The organism is Mesorhizobium sp. M0159, assembly GCF_040322295.1.
In the GTDB taxonomy this organism is placed as follows: Bacteria; Pseudomonadota; Alphaproteobacteria; order Rhizobiales; family Rhizobiaceae; genus Mesorhizobium.
Genome location: NZ_JAMYTF010000010.1, coordinates 57,448 through 70,730, shown reverse-complemented (window position 1 = coordinate 70,730; position 13,283 = coordinate 57,448). Strand labels below are relative to the sequence as shown.

At 64.5% G+C, this 13,283-nt stretch carries 11 protein-coding genes and 1 pseudogene; 9 read left to right on the top strand and 3 right to left on the bottom strand.

Going from position 1 to position 13,283, the window contains the following annotated elements; all coding sequences use genetic code 11:
* The first annotated feature begins 5 nt into the window (after nt 1-5).
* The 3 genes from NKJ32_RS13265 to NKJ32_RS13255 are packed head-to-tail and all read left to right on the top strand — an operon-like array spanning nt 6 to nt 2,769.
* Complete coding sequence (locus NKJ32_RS13265) at nt 6-983, top strand: ABC transporter permease (RefSeq protein WP_352570464.1); 978 nt, start codon at nt 6-8, stop codon at nt 981-983.
* Nucleotides 980-1,855 (top strand): MurR/RpiR family transcriptional regulator, encoded by an 876-nt coding sequence (locus NKJ32_RS13260; protein ID WP_352827779.1) that lies wholly within the window; start codon nt 980-982, stop codon nt 1,853-1,855. Before NKJ32_RS13265 ends, NKJ32_RS13260 begins: the two co-directional genes overlap by 4 nt.
* The gene (locus tag NKJ32_RS13255; RefSeq protein WP_352570463.1) at nt 1,852-2,769 is read left to right on the top strand and encodes a ribokinase; all 918 of its coding nucleotides are present in this window, start codon (nt 1,852-1,854) and stop codon (nt 2,767-2,769) included. The genes NKJ32_RS13260 and NKJ32_RS13255 overlap by 4 nt, the downstream gene beginning before the upstream one ends.
* A gap of 10 nt (nt 2,770-2,779) precedes the next feature.
* Here NKJ32_RS13255 and NKJ32_RS13250 read toward each other — a convergent pair whose 3' ends face one another.
* Complete coding sequence (locus tag NKJ32_RS13250) at nt 2,780-3,805, bottom strand: LacI family DNA-binding transcriptional regulator (RefSeq protein WP_352570462.1); 1,026 nt, start codon at nt 3,803-3,805, stop codon at nt 2,780-2,782.
* A gap of 195 nt (nt 3,806-4,000) precedes the next feature.
* Between NKJ32_RS13250 and NKJ32_RS13245 the strand changes: the two genes are divergently transcribed.
* The 5 genes from NKJ32_RS13245 to NKJ32_RS13225 all read left to right on the top strand — a co-directional run bounded on the left by NKJ32_RS13245 (nt 4,001) and on the right by NKJ32_RS13225 (nt 8,990).
* Nucleotides 4,001-5,035, top strand: coding sequence for a Gfo/Idh/MocA family protein (locus NKJ32_RS13245; protein ID WP_352456540.1), 1,035 nt, complete (start codon nt 4,001-4,003; stop codon nt 5,033-5,035).
* A complete protein-coding gene (locus NKJ32_RS13240; RefSeq protein WP_502901138.1) occupies nt 5,035-5,940 on the top strand; it encodes a sugar phosphate isomerase/epimerase family protein in 906 nt (301 codons plus the stop codon). Before NKJ32_RS13245 ends, NKJ32_RS13240 begins: the two co-directional genes overlap by 1 nt.
* A gap of 107 nt (nt 5,941-6,047) precedes the next feature.
* Nucleotides 6,048-7,061 carry a substrate-binding domain-containing protein gene (locus tag NKJ32_RS13235; RefSeq protein ID WP_352456538.1) on the top strand — a complete coding sequence of 338 codons (1,014 nt, stop codon included), beginning with the start codon at nt 6,048-6,050 and terminating at the stop codon, nt 7,059-7,061.
* A gap of 85 nt (nt 7,062-7,146) precedes the next feature.
* Nucleotides 7,147-7,944, top strand: a complete 798-nt coding sequence (locus NKJ32_RS13230; protein ID WP_352456537.1) for an ATP-binding cassette domain-containing protein — start codon at nt 7,147-7,149, stop codon at nt 7,942-7,944.
* Nucleotides 7,941-8,990, top strand: a complete 1,050-nt coding sequence (locus NKJ32_RS13225; RefSeq protein WP_352456536.1) for an ABC transporter permease — start codon at nt 7,941-7,943, stop codon at nt 8,988-8,990. Before NKJ32_RS13230 ends, NKJ32_RS13225 begins: the two co-directional genes overlap by 4 nt.
* Before the next feature lie 111 nt (nt 8,991-9,101).
* On the opposite strand, the gene NKJ32_RS13220 is transcribed toward NKJ32_RS13225, so the two are convergent.
* Nucleotides 9,102-10,040 carry a Bug family tripartite tricarboxylate transporter substrate binding protein gene (locus tag NKJ32_RS13220; RefSeq protein ID WP_352456535.1) on the bottom strand — a complete coding sequence of 313 codons (939 nt, stop codon included), beginning with the start codon at nt 10,038-10,040 and terminating at the stop codon, nt 9,102-9,104.
* Nucleotides 10,041-10,230: 190 nt separating this feature from the next.
* On the opposite strand from NKJ32_RS13220, the pseudogene NKJ32_RS13215 reads away from it, so the two are divergent.
* A pseudogene (locus tag NKJ32_RS13215) lies at nt 10,231-10,476 on the top strand (helix-turn-helix domain-containing protein); the annotation flags it as partial.
* A gap of 55 nt (nt 10,477-10,531) precedes the next feature.
* Here the strand turns inward: NKJ32_RS13215 and NKJ32_RS13210 are convergent.
* Nucleotides 10,532-13,255 (bottom strand): ATP-dependent helicase, encoded by a 2,724-nt coding sequence (locus NKJ32_RS13210; protein WP_352827771.1) that lies wholly within the window; start codon nt 13,253-13,255, stop codon nt 10,532-10,534.
* Between the last annotated feature and the right edge of the window lie 28 nt (nt 13,256-13,283).

The window sequence follows — 13,283 nt, the reverse complement described above, 5'->3', positions numbered from 1 at the left end:
AGCGGATGACCGATATAATCGAACACACAGCAGCGCGCCCAAGGGCAGATCTCCTGCACCGGTTTTCCGTGCGCGACGCCGGCACGCTGATCGGACTGGTGGTGATCCTCGCCGTCTTCGGTGCACTGGTCCCCGGCTTCTTTGCCGAGCGCAATCTGATCAACATCCTGCAGCAATCGAGCATCAATGCCTGCCTGGCGTTGGGCATGACGCTGGTCATCATCTCGGGCGGCATCGATCTGTCCGTCGGGCCGACGGCAGCCCTTTCGGCGGTCATCTCGGCCTCGATGCTGGTTGCCGGTGTGCCGTTTCCGCTGGCCATCGCCGCCGGCTTCGCCATCGGCCTTGCCTGCGGACTGCTCAACGGCGTGCTGGTCGCCTATGTCGGGCTGCAGCCCTTCATCGTCACGCTGGGAACGCTCAGCACCTACCGGGCGCTGGCGCTGATCTATACCGGCGGCAATCCGGTGCTCGGCCTGCCTGCCGGCTTCCGTGCCATCTTCAACGGCTCGCTGTTCGGATTGCCGTTGGCGGTCATCATCGTGGCGGTGGTCGCGCTGATTGCCTGGATCATCCTCAAGAAGACGCCGTTCGGCGAATATCTGCTCGCCGTCGGCGGCAATGAGGAGGCGGCCTACATAGCCGGCGTGCCGATCGCCCGCACCAAGATCGCCGCCTATATGATCTCGGGCCTGCTGGCAGCGCTTGCAGCGCAGATCCTGATCGGCCGGCTGGGTGCGGCCGAACCCATTCTGGGCAATCTCTGGGAGCTCGACGCCATAGCAGCGGCGGCGATCGGCGGCGCCTCGCTGATGGGCGGCAAGGGCAGCGTCGTCGGCACCATCCTGGGTGCCGTCATTCTTGGCAGCATGCGCAACGGCCTGACGCTGATGAACGTGCAGTCCTTCTATCAGCTCCTGGCAACTGGCCTTATAATCCTCGCCGCGATGCTTATCGATCGCGTGACGAGGGGACGTGGATGACCTTGACCGGGCTGGACCTGAAAGCAGTAGGACCGCGCATTCGCATGATGATGCCGCATCTGACGCCGCTCGAGGCGAAGGTGGTTGAAACGGTCTTCGGACGGCGCGGCTTCGACGAGACCATACCGCTCAAGCAGATCGCCGAGGAGGCCGGTGTCTCGGAGGCGATGGTGGTCAAGATCGCCAAGAAGCTGGGTTTTTCCGGCTATCGCGACTTTCGCACGGCGGTCTATGAATACAGCCGCCTGCCGACCGCCGAGATGCATCAGGAGCTGTCGGTGGACGACAGTTCGGCCGAGATCGTGCAGAAGGTGTTCCGCACCTCCATCCAGGCGCTGGAGGAGACGCTGGCCATCCTCGACATGGACGATTTCGACCGTGCCGCCGATCTGCTTTACCGCGCCAGGAATCGCGATTTCTACGGCGTCGGCGGCTCGGCGCAGATCGCACGCGACGTTTCGCACAAATTCCTGCGCATCGGCATCCGCACCTCTGTCTACGACGATTCGCACATGATGCTAATGTCCGCCTCGCTGCTCGGCGCCGACGACATCGCCGTCGGCTTTTCGCATTCCGGCAATACCAGCGCCGTCATCGACGCCATCCAGCTTGCGCGCAAAAGCGGCGCGCGCACGCTGGCCATCACCAACTATGACAGCTCGCCATTGGCAGCCGTCGCCGACATCGTGCTCTGCTCGACCGCGCAAGGCTCGCCGTTGATGGGTGAGAACGCAGCGGCGCGCATTGCCCAGCTCAACATCCTCGACGCGCTGTTCGTGGCGGTCGCGCAACGCGACTACCAGGCGGCGGAGCGCAATCTCGGCCGCACCATGTCTGCGGTGACGTCGAAACGGAAAGATAAGGGCACATGACGGCTTCCCCGCCGCTGGTGACCGTATTCGGCAGTCTGCATTACGATATCATGGTCGAAGCCCCCGATCGCCCACGCAAGGGCGAAACGGTCACCGGCCATGCCTGGCATCCAAAATGCGGCGGCAAGGGCGGCAACCAGGCGGTGTCGGCAGCGCGGGCCGGCGTGCGTGCGGCAATGATCGGCGCTGTCGGCGACGATGATTTCGGCCGCGCGCTTCTCGACAATCTCGATCGCAACGGCGTCGACCAGCGCTTCGTGGGAGTGGCTGCGGGCGCCGGCTCGGGCATGAGCGTAGCGATCTTCGACGACAGCGGCGACTATGGCGCGGTAATCGTCTCGGGCAGCAATCTCACTCTCGGCGAAAAGGACATTACTGAGGCGGCCGAGCTGATCGCGCAAACGGCGGTTCTGCTGCTGCAAAACGAGGTACCGGAAGGCGCCAACATTGCCGCGGCGCGGGCGGTGAAGGCGCATTGCGGCTGCGTCGTCCTCAACGCGGCACCCGCGCGAAAGCTGTCAGCCGAACTGGTCGCACTCACCGATATCGTCATCGTCAATGCCATCGAGGCGGAATTCCTGGCCGGCGTTGCGGTCGTCGACACGCTCGAGGGGGCTGCGAAGGCGGCCGGTATGCTCGTCGGTTCCTATCCGGCCGCGATCGTCACGGCAGGCGGCGAGGGCGTTGCCTATCGCGACCGTGGCGGCCAGGCGTTCGCACTGCCTGCGATGCCGGTGAAGGTCATCAGCACCCACGGTGCCGGCGATGAATTCGTTGGGGCCTTCGCGGCTGGGCTTGCGCGTGGGCAGCCCGTCGAGGCGGCACTTGCCGCCGCCAATGCCGCCGCTGCCTCGCTGGTCGCAACGCCAGAGCGCGGGCGCGGGGGTCTTGATCAATCTGAGCCTGCTCAGTGACCGCCGCGATTCAATCGCTGTCGCGCGCGATCAGTTCCAGCGGCCAGACTTCACGGATGATGCGTGCGCCTTCGGCGCCGGCGTAAGCCGGGATCGATGCCAGCAGCATTTCGGCCAACCGCTCGCCCATCGGCTCAAGCGCCGGGCGGAAGCCGGTCAGCGCCGGCGAAAAATAGCGGCAGAGCGGCGTGTCGACGATGACGATCACCGCAACGTCGTGGCCGGGCCTGATGCCCGCCTCGGCCAGAGCCTTGCAGCCGCCAAGCGCCATCGCGTCGTTGTTGAAGATGATGGCCGTCGGTGGGTCCTTGGAGTGCATGACCTTCGGCGTCACCGCGTAGCCGCCGGCCTCGTTGATGAAGCCGTCGGCGATCAACTCGAGGTCGAATTCGATGCCGTGCCGCCGCAACGCCTTGCGATAGCCGGCGAGGAACAGATAGCCGAAATTGAGGTCGAGCGACGGGCGGATGGCGGCGATGCGGCGGTGACCGCGCGCGACGAGACGATCGACCGCGTCAGCCCCGGCTTTTTCGAAATCGAGGTCGAGCGAGGGATAGGAATCGCCGCCGGAGCGGCTGCGGCCGAGCGTCGCGAACGGGAAACCGGCCTGGGTCAGATAGTCGATGCGCTCGTCCTCGCGCCGCGTCCAGGCCAGCACCACGGCATCGGCCCGCCGCGTCTCGACGACACGGCGCAGGCGCTCCTGCTGATAGTCGCCCGGCGCGCCCATCACCACGATCAGGTCGAGTGCGCTTTCGGCGAGCTTGGCCTGCAACCCGGTCAGGAACGGAATGAAGAACGGCTCGCCATATTCCTGGTCGCCCGGATGAGGCTGCAGCATGAAGGCGATCGAATGGGTGGCGCCGCGCCGCAGGCTGCGGCCGGACTGGTTCGGCGAATAATTCAGCTTCTTGGCCGCATCGAGCACGCGCTGGCGTGTGTCGGCATTGACGTCGGCGCGGCCGTTGAGTGCGCGCGACACCGTGCCGATCGAAATGTTCAGGTGACGTGCAAGGTCGTGAATACTGGACGCCAAAGGACAGTTCTCCCCCTTGCTTGGCTAGCACCGGCCGCTCTTCAGGCCAAGCCGGCATCACGTTTTTCGCTATCGGCCAATTGACATTCTACGCCATCGGGTGTGTTCTCGTAAACGTTTACGGAAGAACGTTTGCGGCCCTGCCGTGAACGCCGTGACGATCGGTCTGGAGGGGCCGAGAGGGAGGAGTGCTGGATGATCAATGTCGTCCTGGTCGGCTGCGGCGCGATGAGCAAAGCCTGGCTCGATGCAGCCAAGCAGATCGACGGGCTCGCCATTGTCGGCCTGGTTGATCTCGACGCCGAAAGGGCGCGGGCAAGGGCGCGCGAATACGAGCTTTCCGGCGCCGTCATCGGAACCGACCTCGACGCCGTGCTCGACCAGACCAGGCCCGACGCGGTGTTCGACGTGGTGGTTCCCGCCGCCCGCCGCGAGGTCGCGCTTTCCGCCTTTGCCCACCATTGCCATCTCTTGACCGAAAAGCCGCTGGCCGACAGCCCGGACAATGCGCGTGCCATTGTCGAGGCGGCCCGCAGCGCCGGCCGCATCCATGCCGTCGTGCAGAACCGCCGCTATGTCGCCAACGTCAGGCGCATCCGGCGCTTTCTCGATTCCGGCGCCATTGGTGCGCCAACCAGCATCCACGCCGATTTCTTCGTTGCGCCGCATTTCGGCGGTTTTCGCGAAGAGATGCGCCATGTGCTGCTGCTCGATATGGCGATCCACACATTCGATGCAGCCCGCTACATGGTGGCCGGCGAACCGGCCGGCGTCTATTGCCAGGAGTGGGAGCCGGCCAACTCCTGGTATCGGCAAGGGTCGTCGGCAACCGCAAGCTTCGACCTCGGCGGCGGCAAGCTGTTCACCTATGCCGGCAGCTGGTGCGCGGCCGGCTTCCGTACCAGCTGGGACAGTACATGGCGGATCGTCGCCGAGCGCGGCAGCATTGTCTGGGACGGCGCGGACGGGTTGAAGGCGGAAGTCGTGCGGCCGGTCCGTGAAGGCCTGTTCGACCGCACCGAACCGATAGCCGTGCCGCCGCTCGACCCGGCAGATCGCGTCGGCGGCCATCTCGGCATCATCCAGGATTTCGTCCGCGCCGCCGAGACCGGCACCGCGCCGGAGACGCGCGGCGCCGACAACATCAAGAGCCTGTCCATGGTTTTCGCTGCGATCGAGAGCGCCGAAACCGGGCGCCGGGTCGCTATCGCCTCACAGGAAGGATCATGATGCCAAACCCGCTGCTCGACATCAGGATCGGCACCATGGTGCGCGCCAACCTCGACGACCCGGCCGCCTATGTCAGGCAGATCCTGCCGCTCGGATTCGAGAGCATCCAGCCGTTCTTCTGGCAGACGCTGGGCGGCAAGGACATTCCGCGGCTGGCGGGCGAGATCCGCGAGGCGATCGGCGATGCCGATGTCATCGTCTCGTCGATCGGCGTGTTCGGCAATCCGATGGAGAGCGGCGAGATCGATCGCGGCGTGCTCGAGGCGTGGGAAACGATCATCGACAACGCGCATCTGTTCGGCACCAATGTGGTCAGCGGCTTCACCGGTCGCATCCGAGGCAAGCCGCTGCCCGACAGCCTGCCGCGCTTCCGCGAGGTCTGGGGGAAGCTGGCAAAGCGGGCCGCCGACAAGGGCGTGCGCATCGCCTTCGAGAACTGCGCGATGGACGGCAACTGGGCCAGCGGCGACTGGAACATCGCCCACAATCCGGACGCCTGGGAGCTGATGTTCAACGAATTGCCGGACGACAATCTCGGCCTGGAGTGGGAGCCCTGCCACCAGCTGGTCTATCTGATCGATCCGATCCCGCAGATCCGCAAATGGGCGCAGCGTATCTTCCACGTCCACGGCAAGGACGCGACGGTGCGCTGGGACGTGATCCGCGAACATGGCGTGTTCGGCCGCCTGCCGTTCGTGCAGATGCGCACCCCTGGCTTCGGCGATAGCGACTGGACGCGGGTGATCAGCGAGCTGCGGCTGGTCGGCTACAAGGGCGCCATCGACATCGAGGGCTGGCACGACCCGGTCTATCGCGGCGATCTCGAGATCACCGGCCAGGCGCGTGCGCTGGATTATCTCCAACAATGCCGGGGAGGCGCGAGCTACCTGCCGAACCCGGTGTGAGAAGTTTCGGCCGGCGGGAGGTGCCGGCCAGCGAAAGATTGCGGCGCAATGCCGAAGCGATCGTCGAAACCCCTCGGCTAGCGAGGGAACAAAGGGAGGATAAGTGCATGAGCATTACGATGAGAAGGACAGTTCTGCGCTCGACCGTCGCGGCAGCCGCGATGGCGCTCGCCGCCGCACTCTCGACCTTGCCGGCGCAGGCGCTCGATGCCCAGTGGTGCAAGGATGTCCATATCCGTTTCTTCGTCGGCGGGGCGGAGGGCGATGCCTTCGGCACGATCGTCTATAATGGCGCCAAGCAGGCGGCGGCCGATCTCGGGCCGAAAGTCGACTACATCTTTTCCCAGTGGGATGTCGAGAAGATGGTGCAGCAATTGCGCGAGGCTGTCGCGGTCAAGCCCCAAGGCATCGCCATGATGGGCCACCCCGGCGACGCCGCGATCATGCCGTTGGCCGAACAGGCGCACAAGGACGGCATCAAGATAATGTACCAGAACGTGCCGGTGCCGACGGTCACGGCGGCGTTCGGCGGCGGCTATGTCGGTGCCCAGCAGGAGCAGCAGGGCCGCGCGCTTGGCGCCGAGGCGGTCAAGCTGGCCGGGCTCAAGGCCGGCGACAAGGCAATCATGATCGGCCCGTTCGAGAACGAGAGCCGCGGCGCGCGAGAACGCGGCACTGTCGCTGCCCTCAAGGAAGCGGGCGTCGAGGTCATACAACTCTCCTCGCCACCGAGCGGCGAATGGGCTTCCGACCCAAATCTGGCCCTTCCGGTGATCACCGCGGCACTGCTCAACAATCCCGACGTCAAGGCGGTTGGCTATCCCGGCGGACAGATGCTGGGCAACGTCCCGACTTACATGCAGGCGGCGGGCAGGAAGCCGGGCGATATCTTCAACTTCGGCTTCGACACCAGCCCGCAGATCGTCGAGGGCTTCAAGGGCGGCTGGGTGCAGCTGACGGCCGACCAGCAGCCGTTCCTGCAAGGCTATCTGCCGATCCTCAGCCTCTGCCAGCAGGTAGTGCTCGGCCTTGCGCCGATGAATGTCGATACCGGCGCCGGCTTCGTCACGCCGCAGAATTACGAGATCGTCGCCGAGCTCGCCAAGCAGGCGTTGCGCTGACCTCCCAAGCCGTCGGCCGGGATCGAGCCCGGCCGGCGGGACCGCCGGCGAAAAGGCCGGCACGCGACATCAAGCGAGGATCGCCATGGCCGAACGCATCATCGAACTGCGCGACATCAGCAAGTCCTACGGCCAGGTCTATGCGCTGGGCGGGGTCAATCTCAGCGTCGATCGCGGCGAGGTGGTCGGTCTGATCGGCGACAATGGCGCCGGCAAGTCGACGCTGATCAAGATCCTGTCCGGCGTGGTCAAACCGACCAGCGGCGAGATTCTCGTCCGCGGCAAGCCGGTGACCGGATGGAGCCCTGCGCGCTCGCGCGACGCCGGCATCGAAACGGTGTTCCAGGACCGGGCGCTCGCCGTGCAGCAGACGATCGTGCGCAATATCTTCATGGGCCGCGAGCTCACCGGCTGGCTTGGCTGGCTGAAGGTCAACAAGGAGATTGCGGAGGCGAGCCGGCTGATGCGCGAGATCGGCTTCACCTCGAAAGTGTTCACGCCACAGTCGATCGTCGGCCAGCTCTCGGGCGGCGAACGCCAGGGCGTGGCGATCGCGCGGGCCATCTATAAGAAGGCGGAGCTGATAGTCCTCGACGAACCGACGACCGCGCTATCGCTGACCGAGACCGCCAAGGTCTTCCACTTCGTGCGCCAGGTGCGGGCGAGCGGTCGCTCGATCCTGTTCATCGGCCACAACATCCACCACGTCTTCGATATCGCCGATCGCTTCGTGGTGCTGGACCGCGGCAAGGTCGCGCTCAGCGCCGACCGCAGCGAGGTCAAATCGGCCGAGGACCTGATCAATTTCATGGAAGACGTCGCCCACCCCAGCGGATTGCCGGGGTTGCACGACGCGGGCGATGCGGAGAGGGCGGCACGATGAGCAAGACCATGGAACCCGATCTGCAGAGCCCCCTCGGCGGCACGCATAATGAGGCCGCCGGGAAAGAGTGGAGACACCCGTCCGACAACTGGCTGCGCGGGTTCATCCTCGACAACCGCGCCGCGCTCGGCACGCTTGCCGTGTTCATCGTCATGATGGCGGTGTTCATGATCGCCAACCCGATCGTGTTCACCACCTGGTATCTTTACAGCTCCGTGCTGACCACGCTGCCGGTGGCGCTGTTCGTGGTGGTGCCGCTGGTCTTCGTCGTCACCTGCGGCGAGATCGACCTGTCGTTTCCGGCGACGATGGGCTTTGCCTCATGGGTCTTCGCGCTGGTCGTGCAGGCCGGCTACGACCCGTTCCTCGGCATCGCCGCCGCAATGGTCACCGGCATGCTGCTCGGCTTCCTGGTCGGCTCGCTGGTCGTCTATGGCGGGCTGTCGTCGCTGATCGCCACGCTCGGCATGAACTTCCTGCTGCGCGGCCTGATCCAGATCATCAACGAGGGCAGGTCGACGGCGCTGACCGGCCTTGCCGACAGCTGGGCCTACAAGATCTTCTCCAGCCAGGTTTACGGCATTCCGGTGCAGATCTTCTGGGCCATCGCCTTCGTCGTGCTGTCGGCGCTGCTCTACAACCGCCATCGCTTCGGCGCGCAGGTCAAGGTGGTCGGCGACAATCCCGACAGCGCCCAGCAGATGGGTATCGACGTCAAGCGCGTCAGGGTGAAGGTGTTCGTCTTCGTCGGCATCGGCGCGGCAATCGCCGGCACGTTCTCGGTGATGATCAACTTCACCTGGTGGCCGACGGCGGGCGACGGATACCTGCTGCCGGTGCTGGCATCGGTGTTCGTCGGCGGCACTCCGACCTGGGGCGGCATCGGCACCGTCGTCGGCGGCGCGATCGGCGCGGTCACCGTCTCCTTCATCCAGACCGGCGTCGTCGCGGCGGGCCTGAGCGGCTTCTACGTCCAGTTCTTCAACGGCCTGATCATCATCCTGTCGCTGCTCGGCCATAAGTGGAACCAGGCGCGGTATCGCTAGTGGTATCGACCTAACATAAGAGTCCGGCTTGGGATTCCCTTTCTGGCGCATGCGCACAGGAATATCCTTCGTTGCGCGAATTATGCAGACACCTCATCAGGCCGTTCCCTATTAGGGCTTGACACTGGCGGCTTTCATGAGTCGCGCCGTAGCTTCACTCTCGCTTTCCACGAAACGCACAAACTCGGGCTGCGTCATGCTCATTGGCTCGCCTCCGTGTTTAGCGATCCACTCGCGCAGGTCCGGTCCAGTGAGCACGCGCCCGATGTCGTTCGAAAGCTTCTCAACCACGCCGGTCGGAGAGCCAGCCGGCGCCCACATTCCATACCAGATCGGGAAGTCGAAGCTGACGACGCTCGCCTCCGCGATTGTCGGTACCTCCGGGAGCAAGGTCGAGCGCCGAGCGGTACTCACGCCTAGCGCAACGAGTGTGCCGTCGTGAATGTGGGGCAGGGCAAGAGAGATTGGCACCAAATAGTAAGTGAAGCGCATCGCTATCGCGTTGGCGATCGTATCGGCGTTCGAATCATTCGGCGAGGGAGGCACATGCAGCGCCTTGATTCCCGCCGCTTGATTGAATTTCTCGACTCCAACATGTGTGCCGGTGCCTATACCGGTGGATCCAAATTTGAGCTCACCTGGCTTCGCCCTCGCCGCCGCAATGAGTCCGCCGACGGTGGTGACACCAGTCGCCTTGCCTGCCACGAGTACGTAGGCTTGCCTCGTGAGCGGAATGATCGGAATGAAATCCTTCAACGGGTCATACGGGAGGTCTTTCAAGAGCGCCGCACTGTATGCCTGAGCGTTGGTGTTTATCAGCAGCGTGTAGCCGTCGGCCGGTGACTTCGCGACCTGGGCAGGGCCCGCAGTGGCTCCCGCACCTGGGATGTTCTCCACTGTCACCGGTTGGCCCCACAGCTCAGAAAGCTTCGGGGCCAGGGCGCGGGCCAACAGATCAGGCCCGCCGCCCGCCCCGAACGGCTCAATGATGCGTACCGGCTTGGCCGGATAGTCTCGTGCGGACGCGGCCAGATTTGTTGCGCTTCTCATCGTGTCCTCATGTGCCTCGGCACAGCCAACGAGAAATAGCAAAGAGCAACGCAATTGATCGAAGCGTCAGTCCCATAAGATTTCTCCTTGTGTGACTCAAAAAGCTACCTACTGGTATCGGCCCAACATAGCCTAACATAAGAATCCGGCTTGGGATTCCCTTCGGCGAAAGCGAATGCGAGTCTGGCGCGTGCGCACAGGAATATCCTTCACCGTTTCGCCGACCGATCGCCAGCGACTGATGGCTGTCGTAAAAGACCGCAATGCGCCGCAAAAGCATGTTTGGCGCGCCGAAATCATCCTGTTGAGCGCCAACGGCGTCGGCACCGTCGAGACCATGCGGCAGACCGGCAAGTCCAAGACCTGCGTGTGGCGCTGGCAGGAACGCTTTGCCGAGGAAGGCCTCGAAGGGCTGTTGCGCGACAAGACGCGACCTTGCAAGCGATTGTACCCTATTTGTTCTGGGGGTGCCAGACAATTTTCCACATGCCTCACACCCCGGTGACAAACCCGTCCAGCACGCGTTTCTGGCCGGCCTTGTCGAAGTCGATGGTCAGCTTGTTGCCTTCGATGGCGGAAATGTTGCCGTTGCCGAATTTCTGGTGGAAGACGCGGTCGCCGACGCTGAAGGGGGACGGCGTGTCGGCGACGGATTTGGCGACCAGCTCGCCGTCGATTGTGCGCCCCTTGACCGAGGTGCGGCCGGCGCCGTAGCCGGAGTCGGTTTCGCCGTAGCCGATGCGCTCGACCTGGTGGCCGGAGCGCGTGCCCCAATTGCGGTCGGTCGCCTCGGTGCGGTTGGCTTGAGCACGCTGCCAGCCCGGCGTCGCATAGGTGCTGGAGAAAGCGCCGGATTTCTCGGCGCCGTTATTGCCGCCGATGTTGTCGAAGCGCGATGCTCCATAGGGGTTCTGCCTGCCTGCCCCTTGGCCGCCACGACCGGAGGCGAACGAGCCGCCACCATAGGCATTGCCGTAGCCGCCATAGGAGTTGCCGCTCTCGGAAACTTCGACATGGGCTTCCGGCAGTTCGTCGAGGAAGCGCGACGGGATGGTTGACTGCCAGAGGCCGTGGATGCGGCGGTTGGAGACGAACCAGATGTGCAGGTTCTTCTTGGCGCGGGTCAGGCCGACATAGGCGAGGCGGCGTTCCTCCTCCAGCCCGGAGCGGCCACCCTCGTCGAGGGAACGCTGGTGCGGAAAAAGACCTTCCTCCCAACCAGGGAGAAAAACGGTTTCGAATTCGAGGCCCTTGGCCGAATGCAGCGTCATGATGTTGACGGCGTCGAGCTCGGCGTTCTGCTCGGCGTCCATCACCAGCGCGACATGTTCGAGGAAGGAGCGCAGCGATTCATACTCCTCCATGGAGCGGATCAACTCCTTGAGGTTCTCGAGGCGGCCGGGCGCTTCAACCGAGCGGTCGTTCTTCCACATGTCGGTGTAGCCGCTCTCCTCCAGAATGGTCTCGGCGAGCTCGGTGTGCGGCGTGGTTTCCAGCGCCTTCTGCCAGCGCTCGAAATTGGCCGATACCTCGCGCAGTGCGGCGCGCGGCTTCGGCTTCAGCTCGTCGCTTTCGGCGAGTTTTGCCGCCGCCTCCAACATCGGGATGCGCAGCGCCCGTGCGGTGTCGTGGATCTGGCGGATGGTGGCCTCGCCAAGGCCGCGCTTCGGCACGTTGACGATGCGCTCGAAGGCGAGGTCGTCGGCGCCTTGTGCGACGACGCGGAAGAAGGCCAGCGCATCGCGGATTTCGAGGCGCTCGTAGAAGCGCGGGCCGCCGATGACGCGGTAGTTGAGGCCGAGCGTGACGAAGCGGTCCTCGAATTCGCGCATCTGGAAGGACGCGCGGACGAGGATCGCCATGTCGTTGAGATTGTGCTTCTGGCGCTGGTAGGCCTCGATGGTCTCGCCGACGGCGCGGGCCTCCTCTTCGGAATCCCAGGCGGCATGGACATGCACCTTCTCGTCGTCCTCGGCGATCTTTTCGGTGAACAGCGTCTTGCCGAAGCGGCCCTCATTGTGGGCGATGAGGTGGGAGGCGGTGCCGAGGATGTGCGCGGTCGAGCGATAGTTGCGCTCCAGCCGGATGATGGTGGCGCCGGGAAAATCCTTGTCGAAGCGCAGGATGTTGTCGACCTCGGCGCCGCGCCAGCCATAGATCGACTGGTCGTCGTCGCCGACGCAGCAGATATTTACGGTGGACAGGCGCGGGCTTTCCTCCCCCTTGAGGGGAGGGTGGCCGGGCGAAGCCCGGTCGGGTGGGGTCCGTGCGGCAGTGCTCGACCTACCGGCGGCAGTGCTCGACGCTCTAGCGGTGCCTTCTGCGGCAACCCCCTCCGCCCGCTTCGCGGGCACCTCCCCCTCAAGGGGGGAGGATTGCGGCCGCTGCGCCAGCAGCCGCAGCCACATGTACTGGGCGGTGTTGGTGTCCTGATACTCGTCAACGAGGATGTAGCGAAAGCGCTTGTGGTATTCCTTCAGCACGTCCGGATTGGCGCGGAAGATGCGGATCGGATGGCACAGGAGATCGCCGAAGTCGCAAGCGTTCAGCGTTTTCAGCCGCTCCTGATAGGCCTTGTAGAGCTCGCGGCCCTTGCCGTTGGCGAAGGCACGGGCATCGCCCTCGGGGATGTCGGCGGGGCCAAGGCCCTTGTTCTTCCAGCCGTCGATCATCTGGGCGAACTGCTTGGCCGGCCAGCGCTTGTCGTCCAGCACTTCGGCCTGGATAAGCTGCTTGATCAGGCGCACCACGTCGTCGGTGTCGAGAATGGTGAAGTCGGATTTGAGCCCGGCCAGCTCGGCATGTCGGCGCAGCAGCTTCACTCCAATCGAGTGGAAGGTGCCGAGCCACGGCATGCCCTGGACATTGCCTTCGCCGATCAACAGGCCGATGCGCTGCTTCATCTCGCGCGCCGCCTTGTTGGTGAAGGTGACGGCGAGGATCTGCGAGGGGAAAGCCTTGCCGGTGGCAAGGATGTGGGCGATGCGGGTGGTCAGGACGCGCGTTTTGCCAGTGCCGGCGCCGGCCAGCACCAGCACCGGGCCTTCGGTGGTTTCCACCGCCAGCCGCTGCTCGGGGTTGAGGCCGTTGAGATAATCGGGCGCGTTGTTCTGGTTGCTGCGGGCAGCCATGGCGCGCGCGGCAATGCCCGACGGGGCCACGGGCCGCGCGTTCGGTTCGTCAAAAAAGGGCATGTCTTCCGAAAAGCCGGACATCTCCCCCGAATGTAGTGATTCGGCAGCG